The following is a 20,609-nucleotide window of genomic DNA, read 5'->3' as shown; positions in this document are numbered from 1 at the left end:
GGAGTTTGAACAATGTCCATTTCGACCCACGCACTGCTGTCACCCGAAGAACGTTCCCGCCTGGCGGCAATGCCCGAGCTCGGCGGGGGCAACCTGCTGGCGACGGCCATGGCCGTGCACCCCGACCCGCACATCCCGTTCATCCGCACGGGCCGGCCGGTGATCAACACCGCGGGCGAGGAGCAGACGGAGTTCACGCTCGCCCAGCTCGACGCGCTCGCCCAAAGCTGGTCGGTTTGGTACCACGAGCAGGGCGTCGGCCCGCGTGACCGGGTGGCTCTCTACATGGCGGACACGTTCGCCTACACGATCCACCTCAACGCCCTCGCCCAGTTGGGCGCCATCGGAGTGCTCATCAACAGCAAGGCGTCGCCGGTTCTGGCACTGGGCCTGTGCGCGCGGACGACGCCGGTGGGGATCTACACCGACAAGTCCCGCTTCGCGGCCATCGCCGAGGGAATCGGATCGCTGGACGGCCTGCGATGGGTGCAGCTGGCAGAGGACCTGCCCGCGCCGCCTGCGGCCGTGCTGCCCGACGCCTGGCGCTTCAAGCACGCTGCGGAGGACCCGGTGTCGATCATGCACTCGTCGGGCACGACGGGAATTCCGAAGGCGGTCACCCAAACCCACGCGTCCAGTGTCGCCGGACCGCGCTTCCGCCTGGAGAACTACATCGAACCCGCCAACGAGCGGATGATGACGGCCCAACCGCAGTCGCATCTCGGGTGCATCGTGTACACCGCGTACGCCATGCTCGCCGGCTCGCCGCTGGTGTCGCTATATGACCCGAGCGGTGAGGAGCTGGCCGCAGCCGTGCGCGAGCATCAGCCGAAGGGGGTCATGGCATTCGCCCACGCCTATGCCGAGTTGGCTGCGCTCGAAACACCAAGCGGCACCGTCGATTCAGTGGATTACTGGGTCAACATGGGCGACGCCATCCACGAGGCCCACATCGGGGCGATCCTGGCCAAGCGCAGCCCGGACCAGGAGCCCCCCACCTTCTACGACCGGTTCGGCACGACCGAGCTCGGTTGGGGTCTGGTGGTCCAGCCCCGGACGCTGGCTTCGGAGCGCTCGGACCGGCGGGTCGGCAAGCCCGATCCCGTCGCCGAGGTTGCGGCGCTGCGACCGGACGGCAGCAAGGCGCCGGTGGGCGAGGTGGGTTTCTTCGGGGCCAAGGGCCCGTCCATCACCGCCGGGTACTGGAACGACTCGGACACCACCTATCGCTCGAAGCTGGGCGGCTACTGGCTGACCGGCGACCTGGTGTACCAGGACGAGGACGGCAACTACTACGTGGTCGACCGGACCAAGGACGCCATCGAGACCGCCGAGGGCACCGGCTACTCGGTGCTCATGGAGGAGATGCTGCTCAGCGAGATCGGTGCCATCACAGACGTCGCCGTCGTCGCGGGCCGGCACGGCGACGAGATCGTTCCGGTCGCCGTCGTCATCACCGACGATTCGCCGACCGAGGCTGCACGGCTGCTGGCCGAGGCCAACGAGGTGCTGGAGAAGGCCGGCCATCCCCGCATCGCCGTGCTGGACGTCGCCGTCACCGCGGACGACTTCCCCGTCGGCGTGACGGGCAAGGTGCTCAAGCGCGAACTGCGGGACAGGTACAGCGATTTGGCGCAGGGCCCGCTGAAAGAGAACCGTGCCGTCGCCGCGTTCATGACGCCCGAAAGCGCAGTCGTGGGATGATCGGAAGCTGGCTGTCGACCTTCGTGCCCAAGCCCGGCGCAGGTCGCCGCCTGGGCCTGGCCACCGGGATCTACAACATCGGCACCGGCATGTTCTTCACGGTGTCGGTGCTGTACTTCACAGAGGGTCTGGGACTGTCGGTCACCGAGGTCGGCTTGTGGCTGGCCGTGGCCGGACTGATCGGCCTATTCGCCGGTGTTCCGATGGGGAACCTGGCCGACCGCCGCGGCCCCCGGGGGGTCGCGGCCCTGAGCCTGGTCGTCCTGGCGTTGACGATGGTGGGCTACGTCTTCGTGACCAGCATCTGGATGTTCGTCGTGGTGACCGTAGTGGAGATGCTGGCGACCTCAGCATCGAGAGCGTCGCGCGGCGGGCTCATCCGCCGCATCGGAGGCGAGGGCGCGGCCGCCTACCGCTCCCAGCTCCGGGCCATCGAGAACGCCGGCGTCGGCGTCGGCGCCGTCATCGGCGGGGTGGCGCTGACGCTGGACAACCTGGCCGCATATCAGGTGCTGTTCCTCGCGAACGCCGCGACCTTCCTGATCGGCGCATGGGTGTGCGCGAGGCTCCCGCACCTCGCGCCGATGCCGGCGCCGCCCGGTACCCGCGGGTGGGTGGCCCTCCGGGATCGACCGTTCATCGCGTACACGGTCCTCAACGGGGTGATGAGTCTGCAGTACGCGGTCATCACATTTGCACTCCCGCTCTGGATTGCCACGGAGACGAGCGCCCCCCGCTGGATGGTCGGCGCCGTGTTGCTCGTCAACACGTTGGGGGTCGTGGCGCTCCAGGTCTGGGTCGGTGGGAAGGTCAAGACCGTCCGCCAGGGCGCCGCCGCCATGCGCGTCGCCGGGTTCGTCTTCCTGGTCGCCTGCGGGGGCGTGGCGGTGGCGGCCGACCTGGCGGCGTGGGCCGCGGCCGCGGTCCTGCTGGCGGCGGTGGCCGTCCACTCGGTGGGCGAGATGTGCCACGCGGCGGCCGTTTTCGCGCTGAGTTTCGAGCTGGCGCCCGCCCACGCGCAGAGCGAGTATGTGGGTCTGCAGGACATGGGCCTCGGCGCCGCGTTTGCGGTGGCGCCCGCGGTGCTCGGTGCCCTGTGCCTGGGGATAGGCCAGGTCGGCTGGGTGCTGCTCGGCGGGCTGCTCACCGCGGCGGGTCTGGCGACCGTGCCCGTCGTCCGGTGGGCGATCCGAAGCCGGCCCTTCCCCCTCGAGTCGGACCAGGTCCCCGTCCCGGGCGCCGAGCCGTCCACCCCGGAAGTACCCATCGCCCCGTTCGCGGTCCGCCGACATTCGCCACTCTCGCATCCGACGGTTCAGTGGCAAAGGCCACTCGAATACGTTGTCCTCGATGACAATTCGCGATTCACCCTGGACCGGGATTGCGTGGTGGGACGGGACCCGCACGATTGCGACGCCGCTCGGAGAGGACTGCGTCCCATCCGGATCGACGTCCGCGCCAACGGGATGTCCCGAGCCCATTTGGAGATCCGCGGCGCCTACGGCCGGGTGTTCATCATCGACCGCCAGTCGAGGAACGGTGTCGCCATTCGACCGGCCGGGCAGACGCAATGGATCCGGATCGCACCGTGGAAGCCGATCGTTTGGCTGCCCGGGATGTCCGTGCGGATCGGCAGCCGAATCCTGCGGCTGGAAGCAGCCAGTCAGCGTCCGACTGTCCGGAATGAGCCGATCACGGTCAGGATGGCGAAGCCCGCGAAACCTGCGCCGAAGGCGCCGGATATCGACCGCACCGTGAGGATGGCCGCGGCCGCGGCGCCGCCCTCGAGTGCGTCGACCGTACGCATCGACCGCGCCGACAGGCACGCCGCGACGCCGCATCGGGCGATTTTCGCGACCGTCCGGCCAACAGCGAGCGCGGCGCCTAGAAAACCCGGTCGCGTCGCGGCCACGTCAGAAAGGAACGCAACATGAGCGAGCGTCAGCGAGCGGCCAGGCCCCGCGCTTTCATCCTGACCGGCTTCCTGCCGGTGGTGTGCCGAGATTTCAGCTACATCGACGACCTGCGGAGGCGGGACCTGAAAATCCTGGTGATCACGCCGGCCATCTCGCGCTCATATGCGGAGGCGCATGGTGACGATCCCGCCCACCCCGCCTCCGCTATCGACGAGGTCGCCTTCGTCGATGGGTCGGTCGGGAGCGAAGGCTCCTTCCTTCCCGGAGTCATCGAACACGCCGAACGTTGGCGGAAGCAGTACGACGTGGTCGGCATCTACGCCGTCGGAGAGACGCTGGTCGAGCCGACCGGCCTGGTCGCCGACTACTTCGACCTTCCGTTCCCGGGGTTGCGGGCGGCGCGTGCCTGCCGCAACAAGTACCTGCAGCGCTGGTACCTGCCCGATCTCAGTCCGGCGTCCGTGCTGATTCCGCCTGGGGCGCGCGATTCCGTCGACCACGGGTCCGTCCGCTTCCCCGCCGTGGTCAAGCCGGCCACGAGGCACTCGAGCGAGGGTGTCCAGATGGTTCACGACCGCGCCGAGTTGGCCGCGCAGTTGGACGACTATCCGGCACAGGAGACCATCCTCGTGGAGCAGATGATCACCGGACAGGAGTACTCGGTCGAGAGTCTGACCCAGGACGGCAAAACGCTGTTCTCCTCGGTCACACGCAAGGAGACGACGGACGTCGACTCGCAGTATTTCGTCGAGATGGCCCACACCGTGCCCGCCGCACGGGACGACGCATGGGACGCGGTGCAGCGGGCCAACGTCGCGATGCTCGACCGGTTGGGCGTCGAGAACGGCATCACGCACGCCGAGTGGAGGCTCGACGAGCGGGGGGAGGCCCGTCTCATGGAGGTTGCCGCCCGGACACCCGGAGACGGGATCATGGTGCTGTACCGGCTGGCGACGGGCCGACGGATGGAGCCCGAGATCCTGCGGATCGCGCTCGGTGAGCCCGCCGACTATCCCGCGGCCCGGCGCTACGCACGCCAGGTGTACGTCGGGCACCGGCCCGGAATCCTCTGCGATGTTGAGGTCGACTGGCCCGGGGTCGAGGCTCGATGGGTCGACGACGGCAATCCTTGGCCCGACATCCCCGCCCTCCCCGCTGATGACCCGCCGGCGTTGCGCGCGGTCCTCGTCTATGAGGCCCGCGGCGCAGAGCTTGGCCCCATCCGCAGCTCCGACGACCGGGCCGTCACCTTCTTCATCGATGCCCCGACGATCGCCGAGCTGGACGAGATCGAGGAGCGCGTCCGCCGGGCCGTGACGATCCACACGACCCCATCCTGAGGACCGAATTAGCAGTCACCTGTGCGACATTCAACTCGACAAGCGCGGCGCACACTTGTGCGCCGCGCTTCCGCGTCTTCGCGTCGTATGGCCGGTTGCGGGGCCTCCGCGCGGCGCATCGAACGAGCCAGGTGCTTACCCCGCGGGTAGGAAAACCTGTCCCATCGACAGGCGGATTCTGGTACCGCCGGCGATTACGCGAGCACGGCTAAATCACGACCATTTGAGTCATGACTAATCCAGACACATTGCTCGTGTTCGACGAGGCCGTTACCCGCGCCGGCGTCGAGGGGTGGATACAGCACCTGGAATCAGCCGGCGCGCCAGCCGAGATGTACCGGCTCGGCAGCACTCACGTCCTTTCGGTATCCGATGCGGACCTCATCGCCAAGGCCGGCCCGGAGCTTCCCGTGCCTACCCACCAGGTGCAGAAGAGTGGTGAAGTCTGGTTGGGGCGCAAGGAAATTCGACCCGGCCGGACCGTGGTCGCCCTGGGCCCGACGACGATCGGCGACGGTTCCGTCGCGGTCATCGCCGGACCCTGTGCCGTCGAATCGGCAGAGCAGACGCTGGCCACCGCGGCCGTCGTCGCCGAACACGGAGCCGTCGGCCTGCGGGGCGGCGTCTTCAAACCGCGGACCTCGCCGCATTCCTTCCAGGGCCTCCAGTGGGACGGCCTTGACCTGCTGGCCGAGGCCAGGGAGCGTACCGGCCTCCCGGTGGTCACCGAGGTGGTCGACCCGGAACACGTCAAGCGCCTGGCTGCGGTGGTCGACGGGTTGCAGATCGGGGCAAGGAACATGCAGAACTTCGCGCTGCTGACCGCAGTGGGTCAGAGCGGCCTGCCGGTCGTGCTCAAGCGCGGCTTCGGCTGCACGGTGGAGGAAACCCTCGCCGCGGCCGAGTATCTACTGCTCGAGGGCAATGACCAGGTAGTGCTGTGCGAGCGCGGCATCCGCACGTTTGAACCGTCGGCGCGCTTCACGCTGGACCTCACCGCAGTCGCGCTGTGGAAGCAGCGCACCCACCTGCCGGTCATGGTGGATCCCAGCCATTCCGGTGGACACCCAGAACTCGTGGAACCGCTGTCGCTGGCCGCGATCGCGGCCGGGGCCGACGCGCTGATCATCGATGTCCACGTCGCGCCGGAGCAGGCGTTGTGCGACGGCAAACAGGCGCTCCGCCCTCAACAGTTCGCCGACTTGATGAGTCGGCTCGCTCCACTAGCGGCCGGACTCGGCCGCCACATGAGCGGCGCACAGATCGGGGCATCAGGTGTTCACTGAGAAGCTGGAGGTGGCGATCGTCGGGCTCGGCCCACGCGGCTTGTCGGTCGCGGAACGCCTATGCGCCAACGCTGATTCGCTTCTGGCGCACGGGCAGGAACTCGTCATCCACCTCATCGACCCGCATGTGTTCGACGGCGGCCAGGTATGGCGAAGCACGCAGGACCGGGTGCTGTTGATGAACACGGTTGCCTGCCAGGTGACCATATTCGTCGACGACACCGTCGACTGTTACGGGCCGGTGGTGAGCGGGCCGAGCCTCTACGAGTGGGCCCGGTCGATCGCCTTGATCGGCAGCCCGGCCGTACCGGAGGCTGTTCGGGCCGAAGCCACCACGCTCGGGCCGGACGACTATCCGTCCCGGCCGTTCTACGGGAGCTATCTGCAGTGGGTGCGCGACCGCATCATCTGGACGGCGCCCCCGGCTGTCAGCTTCATTTCGCACCAGGCGACCGCGGTCGACGTTCGTGACACCCCGGATGGCTTGCAGGAAGTCGTAAAAAGCACGGGGGAAACGATCGGCGATCTGCAGTCCGTGGTGCTCGCACTCGGTCACATGCCGCATCACCTCGGTGAGTCCGAAACAGCCCTGAGTCAGTTCGCGGACCGGCACGACCTGCGGTACATCGCGCCCAGCAACCCGGCCGACGTGTCGCTGGACGCCATACCCGCGGGCGAGTCGGTCATCTTGCGCGGCTTGGGCCTCAATTTCTTCGACTACATGGCGCTGTTCACCATCGGCCGTGGCGGCACATTCGTGCGCAAGTCCGACGGCACCCTGACCTATCTTCCGTCAGGGCAGGAACCCCGCCTGATTGTGGGATCGCGGCGCGGGGTGCCATACCACGCCCGCGGCAAGAACCAGAAGGGCTCGTTCGGCCGTCACACGCCCCGGTACTTGACCGCCGAGGTGATCGAGCGGCTGCGGGCCCGCGCCGACGCCGGCGCACCAGCGGACTTCCGTCGTGACATCTGGCCGATGATCGACCAGGAAGTCCGCACGGTGTACTACGCGACTCTGGTGCGGGAGCGTCGATGCACCTGCGATGCCGAGGAATTCACCGCCTTGTTCGCCACGGCGGAGCCAGCGGTGGTGCCGATCTTCGGCGACCCCCTGGCCATCGAGGAGAGCGACGCTCAATGCACCGTACTCGCCAAGTTCGATATCGATCCCGAACAGGCCTGGGACTGGCGGAAGATCGCGGCGCCGTTCGCCGACGACGACCTCTCCTCGACGCAACGGTTCCGCAGCTGGCTGCGGAACTATCTGGACCTCGAAGTCCAGGAGGCCGGCAAGGGGAACGTGAACGGTCCGCGCACGGCCGCCCTGGATGTCCTGCGAGACCTGCGCAACGAGATCCGATTGCTCGTGGACCACGGTGGCCTGTCAGGTGACTCCTATCGGGATGAACTGCAGCGCTGGTACATGCCGTTGAACGCCTTCCTGTCGATCGGGCCGCCAGCCGAACGCATCGAGCAGTTCTGCGCCCTGATGGATGCGGGCGTGCTCGAGGTGCTCGGCCCGGACCTGCGCGTCGACTGCTTGGACGGACGCTTCGTCGCGTACTCCAGAGCATGTCCGGACCTCATCGTGCGGGCCGCGACGCTGATCGAGGCGCGCCTGCCGGAAACCGATGTGCACCGGACGACCGACCCGCTGCTGCGGACGCTGCTGGACCGGGGCGAGTGCCAGCCGTACCGCATCCCGATCCGCGGCGGTGGATACTACGTCGCCGGTGGTGTCGCCGTCACCCGCCGTCCGTACCGGCTGCTCGACGCGCACGATCGCGCGCACCCACGGCGTTTCGCGTTCGGCGTGCCCACCGAGTCGGTGCACTGGGTGACCGCGGCGGGCATCCGTCCCGGCGTCAACTCCGTCATCCTCGGTGATGCGGACGCCATCGCCCGGTCCTGCCTGCGGACCGCAGCGGAACACCGGCGGGCGCTGCTACTCGCCGACCATCGCAGCGTGCACCTGACCGGCAGATCAGCATGAGCACTATGGACTACGGAATTCTGGCGCCCGCATGGGCGGCGACGGGCGCGGCTGACCTGGTCGACGACAACGCGGTGCTGACCGCCATGCTCGCAACCGAAGTCGCTCTGGCCGAGGCGCAGGCCGAGTTGGGCGTGATTCCCGCGGGCGCGGCGGTGGCCATCAGGGCCGCCGCCGTGCCTGCACACATCGACCTCGCGGTGGTGGCTGCCGGAGTGCGCGACACGGCAAACCCCGTCGTCGCGTTCGTCGAGCAGCTCACCGCCGCGGTCCGGTCCATCGACGCGGCCGCCGCCGAATACGTGCATCGCGGTAGCACCAGCCAGGACATCCTGGACACGGCGTTGACCCTGCTGTGCGCGGCGACGCTGAACCGCATCGAAGACGATCTGCTGGCATGTGCCGACAGCCTGGCCGGACACGCCGAGCGGCATCGGGACACACCGATGGCCGGGCGCACCCTGACCCAGCACGCCGTACCAATCACCTTCGGGCTGAAGGCGGCCACCTGGCTGCATCTGGTGCTCGACGCCGTGGAGCGGGTCCGCCGGACCCGCGCGGCGCTGCCGGTCTCGCTGGGCGGCGCGGCAGGCACGCTTGCGGCGTACCACCAGTACGCGTTGGATACGGCCGATCCGGTTGACGCGACGCTGCGCTTGCCGGCGTTGGTGGCCAGCCGCCTCGGGCTGGCCGAGCAGGTGATTCCCTGGCACGGAGTTCGCACACCCCTGGCCGATGTCGCCGCGAGCCTGATGGTCACCACCGGTGCGCTCGGCAAGCTGGCCGCCGATGTCCTCGTACTCAGCCGGACCGAGATCGGAGAGGTCACCGAGGAGCAGGCGCCGGGCCGGGGGGCATCCTCGGCCATGCCGCAGAAGCACAACCCCGTCTTCTCGACGCTCGTCGCGACCGCGGCCAGGCAGCTGCCACCGATCGCCCTCGTGCTGTTCGGTTCCATGGCGGTGGAGGACGAGCGGTCCTCGGGTGGGTGGCATGCCGAGTGGCAACCGCTGCGGGAGTGTCTGCGCATCGGTGCCGGTGCGGCCGCCAATGCCGCTCGCCTCGCGGAAACGCTCCGGGTCTCGCCCGAGGCGATGGCCGCGAACCTGCGGCTGACCCGAGGCGCCATCGTCTCCGAGCGCGTCAACGCGGTGCTGGCGCCGTTGCTCGGCAAGGCCAGTGCCAAATGCCTACTGGCCGAGGTCACCGCGGCGGCCGAACGGGACGGTGCCGATGTCGCCGACCTGCTTGCCATCGCGCTGGAGGAGGCCGGAGTGGCTGGCCCCGACGTGTCCGGGCTGTTCGATCCGTCCGGCTACACCGGGATGTCCGGTCCGCTGGTCGACCGGGCGCTCCTGCGTTTCGAATCGGTCCTGAAGGAGAGTTCGCATGAATGATGTTGCCGCGCTGGAGTTCACCCGTCAGCTTGCGCAGCCGATCCCAGCCGAGCGGCGAGAGGAGCTGCTCGCGACGCCCGGGTTCGGCGACGTCTTCTCCGATCACATGGTGACAGTGCGGTGGTCCGCAGAGGTGGGCTGGCACGACGCCCAGGTCGGGCCGCTCGCCGCGATGTCGCTTCACCCGGCCACCATGGCGTTGCATTACGGCCAGACGATTTTCGAGGGCATGAAGGCGTTCTGGCGCCCGAACGGTCAGCGTGCCCTTTTCCGTCCCGCCGACCATGCCCGCCGGTTCAACAGATCGGCGCGCCGGATGGCCATGCCCACGCTGCCGGAGGAGGACTTCGTTTCGGCGCTGGAGGCGCTGCTGCGGGCCGATAGCGCCTGGGTGCCGCGCTCCCGCGGACACAGCTTGTACTTGCGGCCGTTCATGATCGCGGCGGAGACACAGCTCGGCCTCCGCCCCGCCGAGGAGTACCTGTTCGCAGTGATCGGCACCCCGGCGCGGCCCGCGTCCGTGGAGCCGAAGCCCATGCGGTTGTGGGCGGCACCCGAGTACATCCGTGCGGCGCCGGGTGGTACCGGTGCAGCCAAATGTGGCGGCAACTATGGCGGCGCCTTCATCGCTCAGCGACAGGCCGCGGCCAACGATTGCGACGAGGTCGTGTGGCTTGACGCGCAGGACCGCCGGTACGTCGAGGAGGCGGGTGGCTGCAACCTGTTCTTCGTGGAATCGACCACCGAAGGCCCCCTCGTCCGCACGCCGCCGCTGAGTGGAACCCTGTTGGCGGGCGTCACCCGGGACTCGATCCTGCGGTTGGCGGGATCGCACGGGTACCCGGTCGCCGAGGAGCCGATTTCGCTCGACGAGTGGGAACGGGGCTGCCGGAGCGGGCGCATCACAGAGACTTTCGCGTGCGGCACCGCCCGGGCGATTGTCCCGGTCGGACATGTGGTCTCTGTGGAGCGGGATTGGTCGGTGGGCGGCGGTACCACGGGTCCGGTCACGTCGCGGCTGCGTGAGGCAATGCTCGACATCCACTACGGCCAGACTCCGGACGAATTCGGCTGGATGCGGCTCGTCGGCACCGAAAGTGAGGCCTAGAAGTACGGAAACGGCAAGGCGAAGCGATTTTGTGGAAGTGGCTGGACGCCCGCCGGAGAGCGCTGAGAACGTGTGGGCCTCGCAGGTGCGAATCTTAACCCAATAAGCTATCGACATGCCTTCCCACCTGGAAATCTGGAAGCCATCAGGACGGCAGCTGATCTCACTCGGCGGCGAGCGAGTGACCGTCGGCAAGTCCTCAACAAATGTCGTGTCGCTCAATCACGACTCGACCGTCTCGCGCGTACATGCCGTATTGGAAAATCTCGGGTTTACTTGGTCGATACGGGATGTGGGTAGTCGCAATGGCACTTATCTCAACGGGGAAAAGATCTCTGCCGAACGAGTCCTGCGTTCTGGAGACGAGTTGCGGATCGGCAAGTCACGGTTGGTCTTCTGGGAGGTAAAGGAAGCTGACGAAACAACAGCTGGTGACGCAACGATTTCTGTCGCCCCTACCCAGCCACCCCCGCGCCTGACCCGGCGCGAACTCGAGGTCCTCGTGGTTATGTGTCGCCCGCTGGTTTCCGACGACCCTTTTCCTGAGGCGGTATCCGTTCGCCGGATGGCTCAGGAGCTATTCGTTACAGAGGCAGCCATCAAACAGCATTTGCAAAACATGTACGACAAGTTCGCCATCCCCCCCGAGGGTGAGCGCCGGGCGCGTCTGGCCAATGAGGCCATCCGGCGTGGGGCTGTCACCCTCGCTATGCTGCGCGACAGCAGCACTCACGAAGAGTGAGCGCACTCCGGAACTGAGCCGCCGGCGACCTCGAAATTGTCAGCACCGCAAGTGGATTCGAAAAACGGCGCGTCGCAGCGTTAGGAGAAGTCCAGGGCCTCGACCGTCGCGACAGGGCCTTCGTGCGTCGGCCGATTCGCGCCGCCGATGCAATACACGGTGTCGCCGACGGTGGCGACCACTTCGCCGTGGCGCGCCGTCGGCATCGGTGGCAGTGAGATCCATTGCGCCTCGGCGATGTCGTACATCTCTGCGGTGGCCAGTACCTGTGTCGGTTCCTCGCCACCGACGGCGACGATCCGGCCTTCGATGAAGGAGGCGCCGTAGCTGCCGCGCGGCGTCGGCATGTCCACCAGCTTCGTCCACTGCCCGGATTGTGGATCAAAGCGCTCGAACGCCGCGGAGTTCTTGTCGGCGGAGAGGAATCGTCCACCGACCGTGTACACGTAAGTCCCATCCGACACTGCGGCCAGGTGTTCGCGCGGTGTCGGCAAGTCGGCCGCCTCCTTCCACGACTGGCCGTCGAACACCTCGGTCTGGGGTACGAGCTGCTTCTGGTTCTGTCCGCCGGCGACCACGAGCTTGTCACCGACGACCGCTGCGGCGGCGGCCGCTCGGGCGTGGGTGAGGTTGGGTAGCTCTACCCAGCTGCCTCCGCGCAAGGCGTAAACCTTGTTCGACGCGTTAGCGAGTTCGTCGCTGGCGCCCCCGATGACCACCATTTCGCCGCGATATGTTGTCGCGGTCGCGTGGTGCAACGGGACCGGCAGCGGAGGTTGAGATAGCCATGCTCCGGTCTGCGGGTCGTAGCTCTGCACTATTTGAAGCGCTTCTCCATGACTCATGCCGCCAGCGATCCAGATCTTGTCGTCGAGCACGGTCCACGCCATCATCAGCCTGGGGGTCGGCGCATCCGGCAGCGACCGCCAGGCTGATGCCGGTTGGAGCTTGCGTGGTGCAAGCTTCAGCACTTCCGCCGTCGAGGTCACCTGGGTGTTGCCGGCGTCGGTCGCCCCGCCGATCGCATACACCGATTTTTCCACCGCGGCGACGGCCATGCCGCGGCGCGCGGTGCTCATGTCTGGCAGACCGGCCCATGTCTTCGTGGCAAGATCCATCACCGAAACGGTCTTGAGGACCCGTCCTGCGGACAGACCCCCGACTGCCACGAGGCGCGCGTCGGCGATGGCGACGCCGAGGTCGCTGCGCGGCTCGGGAAGGGCAGGCAACGACGTCCAGGAGTCAGCGGCGGGGTCGTACGCCTCGACCGTCGGTAGCTCAGCGGTCCCGTCTGTTCCGCCAACGGCGTACACCACCTTGTCATCCGACGCCGCGCCCAGCATCTGTCGCGGCGTTGGCATTTCGGCTCCGAGCTTCCACGTATTGCCGTCGAAGACCTCCGTGGTGTTGAGCAGCCTGCCGTTGGCGCCCACACCGCCAGTGACCACAAGGCGGCCCCCGACCACCGCCGCCGCGCCCGCCGCGCGGGGCTGCGACAGAGGCGGCAGTTCCGCCCAGTGACTGTTGACGACCCGCCAGACCTTGTCAGTCGCAATCTGCGTGTTAGCGCCCTCGGCCCGCCAACCGCCCAGTACGACCGGGGTTCCTTGCCACGTCACCGACATCGCATGCTGAACCGGAACGGGTAGATCGTCGCCGCTCTTCCAGCTGTCGATGGCAGGGTCATAGCCCTCGTGCCGTCCGCTGACGCTTCTATCGCTTCCCAGCCCCCCGAAAATCCAGATGGTGCCGTCGGCCTGAGTTGTCGCCGCCGCCTCGCGGGCTACGCGTGCATTCGTGATCGGTTTCCAGCCGGCCTGAGTCTGAGTCGTTGGTTGGCTCGCGCTTCCCGTGCTGCCGCCGTTGCCGTTGTCGCGCGATGAAATGAAGTAGATACCGCCTACCACCAACAGCAGCGCTACGACAGCCGCTGCAACGGCGAACAGCAGGGGTCTGCGATTCCGCGTCTTTCGTGTGATGCTGGTTGGCCCGTCGGACTCCGGGATCGGCGGCCCGTGCGCGCCCGGCGGGATTGGCCCACGCGGGCCTGGTGGGATCGGCCAACCCGGGCTTGGTGGGATCGGCCAACCCGGGCCTGGCGAGATCGGCGCAGGCGGGCCCGGCAGATTCGAAACAGGCGTAGGCGGGGTTGGCCCCGGCGGCCCGCCCAGCGCGATGGAAGCCGCTTCAGACAGATCAGTCTGACTGACGGTCGCAAACCGGATTGCTGACGTGCCTGCTGCCTGTCCTGGCTCACCGTTGGTCTCACTAAGGACCATCGAATCCGCCATCAACCCGTTGTGACGCTGCGCCGACTGCATTTCGCGGCCGAAGTCCGCCGCGGACGCGTGCCGTTCCGTCGGATCCAGCGACATCGCCTTCTCGATCGCGGCGCACACACTGGCTGGGATTCCCTGAGGACGCATGTCCGGCACGGGCGTCGAACTGATCCGAAGGTAGTGCGCGATGAGATCCTCCTCGTCGCTCTTGCGCTCGTGCGCGGCAGTCCCGGCGATCAGGGCGTAAATGGTGGCGCCAAGGGAGTACACGTCGGACACGACCGTCGGCGGACTTCCGGCCAGTACTTCGGGCGCGGTGAAGGCGATGGTGCCGGTGAAGAACCCGGTCGCGGTTTCGTATCCACCGAGGATTCGCGCGATGCCGAAGTCGCTCAATTGCGGTTCGCCGTAATCGTTGACGAGCACGTTCGCGGGCTTGATATCGCGGTGCAATGTGCCTGTCAGGTGTGCAGTTTCCAACGCCCCGCACAACTTCACCGCGATACGTAATGCGTCAGGCCACGCGGTCCGGCCAACGCGGTGTAGCCGCTGCGCCAGGGAACCCGCTTGGTGGTAGGGCATCACGATGTATGGCCGGTTAGTTTCGGTCACGCCAACCTGCAGGATGTTCTCGATGTTCGGGTGGCCGGACAGCTTCCCCATCGCCAAACCCTCACGCAGAAAACGTTCCCGGCTGTCTTGGTCGAAATCAGACATCAGCACCTTGATGGCGACGCTTCGCGCGAGTGACGTTTGGTGGCAGCGGTAAACAATCCCCGCGCCGCCCCGGCCAACTTCGACGGCGTCCAAGAAGCCGGCGGCTACCAACTCAGCAGCGATCCCGCCCTCACCCGGGGGCTTGGAGCCCTCCGCACGTTCTCCGGCCATATCGCCGATGGTCCTCCGATGTGATGCGGCTGATTCGCGATCTCCAAAAGTACCGGGCGTAAACTCACCGACGTCGGATTTGCGTTAGCCGCCGCTTGCAAATCCAATCGTCGCCGGGAAGCTGGCTGTTACATTCTGAACTGGGCGACGTCATAGCTCCGAGTTTTGGGCCGGGTAAAGGGAAATAATGGCCACGACTTGCTATGGCTGGTGTTCTCGGTGAGATCCGGGACTCCTCCCGCGGTGCCGACCAGTGTCCGTGGCTATGCACGGAGTGGTCCCTGCACACCCGGGCGAACAGCAACATGCAGCCCCTGTCAGCATTGCACTCGTCTGACCGGCCAGGGAGGATCTCGGCACCCTTCCGAGCAGGCGAAGCACCTCACCCGAGGGTCGCCGGACATTACCGTGACCGTCGGCAAACTGTTGCGCTACAGCCTCGTCCTCGGTTTGCCGCGAGGTGCTTATTTGGGCGAGTCGCGAAACACCCTGGACGTCGACTTTCGGCGGCAGATTAGTCGGCTTTGTTCTCCCGCCAGCGCTCGCTGGCGCAGTGGTGACGACGATCGTTCCACCGCGACACTCACGATCTTGCCGTCGACGAAAACGTCCTGGCCCTCGTCGATTGGGATGTCGTAACCGTCCTTGTCCGTGTAGTGACACCCACCGCCCTCGTTGTTGTTGACGGGGACCGCATGGGCGGTCGCCGGGGCCAAGGCAACAACAGCCAGGGCGCCGACGAGCGTCGCTGCGTATTTTATAGCGGTCAGTTTGCGGGTTGATTCGATCATCGTGGGATTTCCTCTCGTGGGATGTTGAGAAGAAATGGTCCGTGCTCACCCGGATTGGCCGACATGATGCTCAACGCTCGGCATGACCTGGCGGACAACAGAATTCGACAACTATGCCGGCGACGTGAGGTGGGTCCCGATGCACACTTCACCAGAGGGTGAACTGATGCTCGTGCAGGAGGCGGCGGATCGGCTCGCGGTCAGCAGATGGCTGGTCTACCGGTTGATCTGGGATCAACAAGTCGCATCCGTTCAAATCGGGCGGTGCCGCCGAATCGTCCGATCGTCCTTCGACAATTATCTTGCCGGGTTGATCGAGGGTGCCGCGTGATGGCTACGCACGGCAATCCAAAACGCAACGCGAATGGCCAGGGTGGCGTCTACCGGCGAGCCGATGGCCGCTGGGAGGCCAAGGTCTTCGTCGATACGCCGGACGGGCGGCGCAAGGGATCAGCGTTTATGGCGACAGCCAGCGCGACGCTCTCGACGAATTGGGAAAGATCCTCGATCAACAACGGCGCGGGATACCGATTGCGACAGCGACTTCGACTGTAGCCGAGTGAGCGGAAACAGCAGCAAGCGGTATGGGCGGTAGGCGTGCGCTATGGGCAACGAAGTGGCAGACGACAACTCTGCAACTTCCAGAGTCGCTAGGCGCCCTGACGGGTTCGAGTCAGTTCGCGCAGGGTGTCCAAAAGTGGAGCTAAGGGGACTCGAACCCCTGACCCCCACACTGCCAGTGTGAAAATGCCTGTGCTGCAGCGTGTCACGGCATCGACGGTGTATCGGATAATGCCTGCCTGCAAGCCGTCTTCGTACTGATGTGTCTCGGACGTGCTTGCGGGTGACTAGGTGTCCTAGGACACCGCTAGGACACGTTGAACGTACGTTGGTAGGTACTTGCCGCCTCCGTTGGCGGCGAGAGAGTCGCATTTGCTGCAGGACGGACGCTCGCGACCCAACGTCACATGGCAGTCGGCGAACACGTCGCCCAGCAACTCAACGCCCGCCCACGTAAAACGCTCGACTGGAAAACCCCAGCCGAGCGCTTGCGTGATCTACTAACCACCAATTAACCAGCAGTGTTGCAACGACCCCCTAGAAAACGCCCTCCTTGAGCGGGGCCATCTCTAGCTTCGCCTTCGCCAACAGCCGCTTGAGCGGGCGTTTCTCCCGCTCCAGATCCTTGAGCCAGCCTGTCCGAGCGTCACTGATCAACCGTCGGGTCTCAATATAGTTGGCGGATGATTTGGCGCCGATCGACAACATATTTGAGACACACGAGCCGACACGTGTCTCGATCTGGATGGCGCCCCACGCGGGATGACCGAGGCGGGAAGGGCCCGTGCTGATCGGTGTGGCGGCAGCGCTGCTGGCGTGCGTCGGCTATGGGGTTGCCTCGGTCCTGCAGGCCTACGGAGCCCGTGATTCCACCGCTGCCGCATCGGGCCGGGGGGAGGGTGCACCAGTCACCGCGACCGGCGGCCCAACACTTCGATCGACCATAAGCGCGGCACTGACTCCAGCTTTCATTGCCGGGATGGCTCTCGACGTTGTCGGTTTCGCGGGAAGCATCGTCTCGGCCCGGTTGATACCGCTCTTCCTCTCGCAGACGATCATCAGCGCCAACCTCGTCGTCACCGCCGTGCTCGGCGTCGCGGTGCTCGGTGTGCGCCTGCGCGGCCGCGACTGGGTGGCCATCGGCACGGTCGTTGTGTCGCTATGCGTACTGGGACTGACCGCCGGTGAGCGCGGTGCAGGCACCTCGCAGCCCGGCGTGCACTGGGCGCTGTTGTCGGCATCGGTGGTGATCCTCGCCGGCGGGGTCGGTCTGATTCGCCTGCTTGGCGCCCGCGCCGCCGTCGCAGCCGGACTGATCGCTGGCGTGTTGTACGGCGCGATGGCGGTCGCGGTGCGGGTGGTCGACGGTATCGATCCGCTTCGGCTGGATATCCTGCTGGCCGACCCGGCTTCCTGGACGATCGCTATCGCTGGGGTAGGCGGCTTCTATCTGTTTACTGTTGCGCTGCAACTCGGTTCGGTAAACGGTGCCGCTGCTGCTCTCGTCGTCGGCGAGACGGTCGTACCCGGCGTCGCCGGCGTGGTGCTGCTTGGTGACACCGCTCAGCGCGGGTTGGGCTGGCTGGTGGCGGTGGCGTTCGTCGGCGCGGTCGCGGGGGCGGTGGCCATCGCCATCACGGGGGCTGCCGACACGCGCACGCGGCGGAACCGAGGACAAGCAAACAGTCAGCGGTGATGAGAGCCAATTCTCGGCGTGGAGAGTCGAGCGTGTCCTGCGTGAAAACATAGCCTGAGCTGTGATTTTAGTTGGTGAGGCGGGCGGGGCTCGAACCCGCGACCAACGGATTATGAGTCCCTACGCAGCGCCTCGGCGACCAACCAAACGGTTAACCAATACGCGTCAAATTGCCGGCGGGACAATAGATTTGACCCTTGCCGATACGCTCGCGGTACGCCTTCGGTACGCACAGATCGCCCCCGGTCGCCGGGGTGAGCGAGTTGGCCCTCAATTCGCTACGCCGGGCCCGTGCAGCCGCTCGATCCCTCGACGACGCGCAGGATCGCACCGTACTGAGTGACTACGTGTCGTTCCCTGGCCCGATTGAGACCCGCGGATCGACGTGAAACTGTCACCGGTTAGCTCATACGCACAGGTTGCAGCTTCAATCCCAGTATCGCGCACCAACATAACCGCAGCTCAGAGCATACATTTTAGACTAGCTATCCAAGATGGCAAGACGCCACCAAGACAACGTGACAGGCACGATGACTGCCAGCAGCGAGTTGCCGACGTTCGCTCAGGTGCTCAATTTGAGCACCTGCCTCCGTGTTGTGGACTAGTGCTGTTCGGCCGTCGGCGGGATGGTCGACGGGGTTGTTGTGATTGGCGGAACGGCCGCGGGTACCTCCGGAGCCACCGGCGCCACGGTTTCGGTGATGGTCGCCCCGGTCGTGACCTCAGACGTCGTTACCGGACCTGGGGGAGCCGGCTCCGGGGTTTGGGCCACGCTGACTTCGCTCAATCTCACCGCGAGTGCGCCCATTGCCAGCACGGCCGTGGCGCCTGCGGTGGCCGACAACACCTTAAACTGCTTCGATTTCACCTCTGACCACTCCATTCGATCCCTAGTCGTCTCGAACAGTTCGCGAGAGGTCGACGGTCTACCCCTCCACTGTTATTGGGTAACCGAAGCTGTCGGAGGTGAAACGCCTCCTCGGCAGCCTGCTGTTCGGACGGCGTACCGGCCGCCGTACGGCCCCCACGGAGCGCAGAAAAGGCGGTTCCGGATTTCTCCGAAACCGCCTCTGAACTGCTGATTCTCCGGTCGGGCTGACAGGATTTGAACCTGCGACCACTTGACCCCCAGTGTCAATTTCGGCCTTCGTAGGTGTTCGGTGTACCGACCGCCCAGCTCAACGCCATCATCCGTCCACGGGCGTACACCGCCGGAGACCCCCGAAACGAAGGCCGTCGCTGTACTCGTTGCTGTACGTGACTCAGGACCGTCCCAGCCCTGCATCCGTCAACAACGCCTTGATTTCCTTGCGAACGACTTTGCAGAGCTGCCGGGAATCGAAATCCCTCCACACCTATCACCGAAATCATCCTTGAGCTGGGCGAATGCCGCCAAGGCGTATATCGGACACTACGCGAAGCGACGTCCAGCGACCTGGGGAGACAGCGAGGGGTGTTGACGCGGTCAACACTCCTGCCGGAACGCGACGATCGCGACGTCACTGCGGTCCGACGACATTTTTAACTCGCGACGTAGACCGTGTTGGTCGAGTACCCGCCGGTCAGCGGGTTGGGGAACCGGACGACGGATGCCTCGGACCGGTCGAAGACCTCGGCGAGCACCGCCTCGAAGTTAGGGTCGGGCGGATCATCGGACCACAGCGCGAAGACTCCGCCGTGATGCAGATGCCCGACGAACTTTCCCAGTCCCGCAGGCGTGTAGAACGCGCAGTGGCTCGGTGCAGGACGTGTCGCGGCGTGTGGTCGATATCGAGGAGGACGGCGTGGAAGCGGCGGCCCGGTGCCTCCGGATCAAAACCGACGTTGCTGTCGGCCATGGCGTCGACTATCAGGTCGACGGCGCCATCGTTGCGCCAAAGCCCTTGCAGCCCAACGCCATCCCGCAGGCGAAGTTTCACGTGGTGCTGCATCCCAATGTGGATCGTCGGCGGAAGCGACAAGGTGAGACTGTGCATCGCGGCGAAATGCGCACAGTTATACCAACTTCACATCGGAGCCCGACGGGTTCGCCCACAAGTCGCAGGTGCTGGCCGGCAATTGCCGCGGTGTCGGCACCGATTACGACGCCATCGTGCGATCGGCCAACTTCAAGGCGGTGATCCGAGGCCGACGTCAAAGGAACGGTTGGAGCGGGTGAGCGGTAGGTTGCTCGCGGACGTCGACGAGGGCGCCGCGGACGCCGCGGACGCCATGATCGGCGCACCCGAATCCGCTTCCGGCACAACGTAACAGGCGTGGAGAAGGCTGCAACGGATGCGCCACCTCGAGTGCGAGTACGCGATTTCTCTACTGCCCGAGGCCATCTACCACCGGTCCGGCATCGAGCTGTTCGAGCGCGAGGGCGGGCGGAACTGGTCTCGCGGTCCCGCGCGCTGCAAGCGTAGGACTCGGCCGAGTGGGCGGACGCCCTTCGCCATCTCGGCCAGCCAAGCATCCTCACCCCGCTCCTAAGGGTCGGGGTCGCGATACTGAGCCCGCTGCGCGACGAGATCGGCCGCTGTACACGCGACCATGCCGCGGGTTTCGGCTGCGGCGGTCGCCCGTTGGTTGCGACGCATCCACGCCCAGAGCAGGACCAACGGAACGAGCAGCCCGCCGATTCCGAACACGGCGAATCGGGCGAAGCCGGTGATGTTGTCGACCAGCCACGCAAAGTTCTGTCCGAAGAAACCGGTAATGAAGGTCAACGGCAAGAACACGGTTGCCAGGATCGTCAGCTGCTCCATTGTGGTGTTTTGGCGCACGCCGACCCGGGTCTGTTCCACGGAGATGACGGCCATGTTCGCTTGCAGGACGGTGGCGAGGAGGTCCTTCTGGGCAGCAACTTCCTCGCTGATGAGATGCAGGTGGTCGTGCACGTCGCGCAGGTATGGCCGGAGCTCCG

General features: G+C 66.1%; 15 protein-coding genes and 1 pseudogene. 12 read left to right on the top strand and 4 right to left on the bottom strand.

Going from position 1 to position 20,609, the window contains the following annotated elements; all coding sequences use genetic code 11:
- Window positions 1–12 precede the first annotated feature (12 nt).
- The 8 genes from QOC69_RS20740 to QOC69_RS20705 all read left to right on the top strand — a co-directional run bounded on the left by QOC69_RS20740 (window position 13) and on the right by QOC69_RS20705 (window position 11,489).
- The gene (locus QOC69_RS20740; RefSeq protein WP_526443050.1) at window positions 13–1,704 is read left to right on the top strand and encodes a class I adenylate-forming enzyme family protein; all 1,692 of its coding nucleotides are present in this window, start codon (window positions 13–15) and stop codon (window positions 1,702–1,704) included.
- Entirely contained in the window at window positions 1,701–3,638 is a 1,938-nt protein-coding gene (locus QOC69_RS20735) for an MFS transporter (RefSeq protein WP_526443048.1), read from the top strand. The genes QOC69_RS20740 and QOC69_RS20735 overlap by 4 nt, the downstream gene beginning before the upstream one ends.
- Window positions 3,635–4,960, top strand: a complete 1,326-nt coding sequence (locus QOC69_RS20730) for an ATP-grasp domain-containing protein (protein WP_526443046.1) — start codon at window positions 3,635–3,637, stop codon at window positions 4,958–4,960. The genes QOC69_RS20735 and QOC69_RS20730 overlap by 4 nt, the downstream gene beginning before the upstream one ends.
- Before the next feature lie 230 nt (window positions 4,961–5,190).
- Window positions 5,191–6,246 (top strand): 3-deoxy-7-phosphoheptulonate synthase, encoded by a 1,056-nt coding sequence (gene aroF / locus QOC69_RS20725; RefSeq protein WP_526443044.1) that lies wholly within the window; start codon window positions 5,191–5,193, stop codon window positions 6,244–6,246.
- Window positions 6,236–8,242 carry an FAD/NAD(P)-binding protein gene (locus tag QOC69_RS20720; RefSeq protein WP_526443042.1) on the top strand — a complete coding sequence of 669 codons (2,007 nt, stop codon included), beginning with the start codon at window positions 6,236–6,238 and terminating at the stop codon, window positions 8,240–8,242. The genes aroF and QOC69_RS20720 overlap by 11 nt, the downstream gene beginning before the upstream one ends.
- 5 nt (window positions 8,243–8,247) lie before the next feature.
- Window positions 8,248–9,639 (top strand): lyase family protein, encoded by a 1,392-nt coding sequence (locus QOC69_RS20715; RefSeq protein ID WP_526443040.1) that lies wholly within the window; start codon window positions 8,248–8,250, stop codon window positions 9,637–9,639.
- A complete protein-coding gene (locus QOC69_RS20710; protein WP_526443038.1) occupies window positions 9,632–10,747 on the top strand; it encodes a branched-chain amino acid aminotransferase in 1,116 nt (371 codons plus the stop codon). Before QOC69_RS20715 ends, QOC69_RS20710 begins: the two co-directional genes overlap by 8 nt.
- A 115-nt stretch (window positions 10,748–10,862) precedes the next feature.
- Window positions 10,863–11,489 carry an FHA domain-containing protein gene (locus tag QOC69_RS20705; protein WP_526443036.1) on the top strand — a complete coding sequence of 209 codons (627 nt, stop codon included), beginning with the start codon at window positions 10,863–10,865 and terminating at the stop codon, window positions 11,487–11,489.
- 80 nt (window positions 11,490–11,569) lie between these two features.
- On the opposite strand, the gene QOC69_RS20700 is transcribed toward QOC69_RS20705, so the two are convergent.
- The gene (locus QOC69_RS20700; RefSeq protein ID WP_526443072.1) at window positions 11,570–14,578 is read right to left on the bottom strand and encodes a Kelch repeat-containing protein; all 3,009 of its coding nucleotides are present in this window, start codon (window positions 14,576–14,578) and stop codon (window positions 11,570–11,572) included.
- On the opposite strand from QOC69_RS20700, the gene QOC69_RS20695 reads away from it, so the two are divergent.
- Window positions 14,525–14,680 carry a hypothetical protein gene (locus tag QOC69_RS20695; protein WP_526443074.1) on the top strand — a complete coding sequence of 52 codons (156 nt, stop codon included), beginning with the start codon at window positions 14,525–14,527 and terminating at the stop codon, window positions 14,678–14,680. The two genes, QOC69_RS20700 and QOC69_RS20695, sit on opposite strands and share 54 nt — an antisense overlap.
- A 440-nt stretch (window positions 14,681–15,120) precedes the next feature.
- On the opposite strand, the gene QOC69_RS20690 is transcribed toward QOC69_RS20695, so the two are convergent.
- Entirely contained in the window at window positions 15,121–15,447 is a 327-nt protein-coding gene (locus QOC69_RS20690; protein ID WP_526443034.1) for a hypothetical protein, read from the bottom strand.
- Window positions 15,448–15,586: 139 nt separating this feature from the next.
- On the opposite strand from QOC69_RS20690, the gene QOC69_RS20685 reads away from it, so the two are divergent.
- Together QOC69_RS20685 and QOC69_RS20680 are read left to right on the top strand one after the other, a co-directional pair.
- Window positions 15,587–15,778 (top strand): excisionase family DNA-binding protein, encoded by a 192-nt coding sequence (locus tag QOC69_RS20685; RefSeq protein ID WP_526443032.1) that lies wholly within the window; start codon window positions 15,587–15,589, stop codon window positions 15,776–15,778.
- A 1,014-nt stretch (window positions 15,779–16,792) separates the two neighbouring features.
- Window positions 16,793–17,704 (top strand): hypothetical protein, encoded by a 912-nt coding sequence (locus QOC69_RS20680; RefSeq protein ID WP_526443030.1) that lies wholly within the window; start codon window positions 16,793–16,795, stop codon window positions 17,702–17,704.
- A 601-nt stretch (window positions 17,705–18,305) separates the two neighbouring features.
- Here the strand turns inward: QOC69_RS20680 and QOC69_RS20675 are convergent.
- Window positions 18,306–18,572 carry a hypothetical protein gene (locus tag QOC69_RS20675; protein WP_526443028.1) on the bottom strand — a complete coding sequence of 89 codons (267 nt, stop codon included), beginning with the start codon at window positions 18,570–18,572 and terminating at the stop codon, window positions 18,306–18,308.
- Between the two features lie 970 nt (window positions 18,573–19,542).
- On the opposite strand from QOC69_RS20675, the pseudogene QOC69_RS20670 reads away from it, so the two are divergent.
- Window positions 19,543–20,065 (top strand): annotated as a pseudogene (locus QOC69_RS20670) (LLM class F420-dependent oxidoreductase); the annotation flags it as partial.
- A 107-nt stretch (window positions 20,066–20,172) separates the two neighbouring features.
- Here the strand turns inward: QOC69_RS20670 and QOC69_RS20665 are convergent.
- Window positions 20,173–20,609 (bottom strand): CorA family divalent cation transporter (locus tag QOC69_RS20665; RefSeq protein ID WP_526443026.1); only part of this gene is annotated, 437 nt, incomplete at its 5' end.

It is taken from the genome of Mycobacterium sp. (genome assembly GCF_032162105.1).
Taxonomy (GTDB): Bacteria; Actinomycetota; Actinomycetes; order Mycobacteriales; family Mycobacteriaceae; genus Mycobacterium.
Note: the sequence above shows the minus strand (reverse complement) of the source record. Positions and strands in the feature narration are given on the sequence as shown.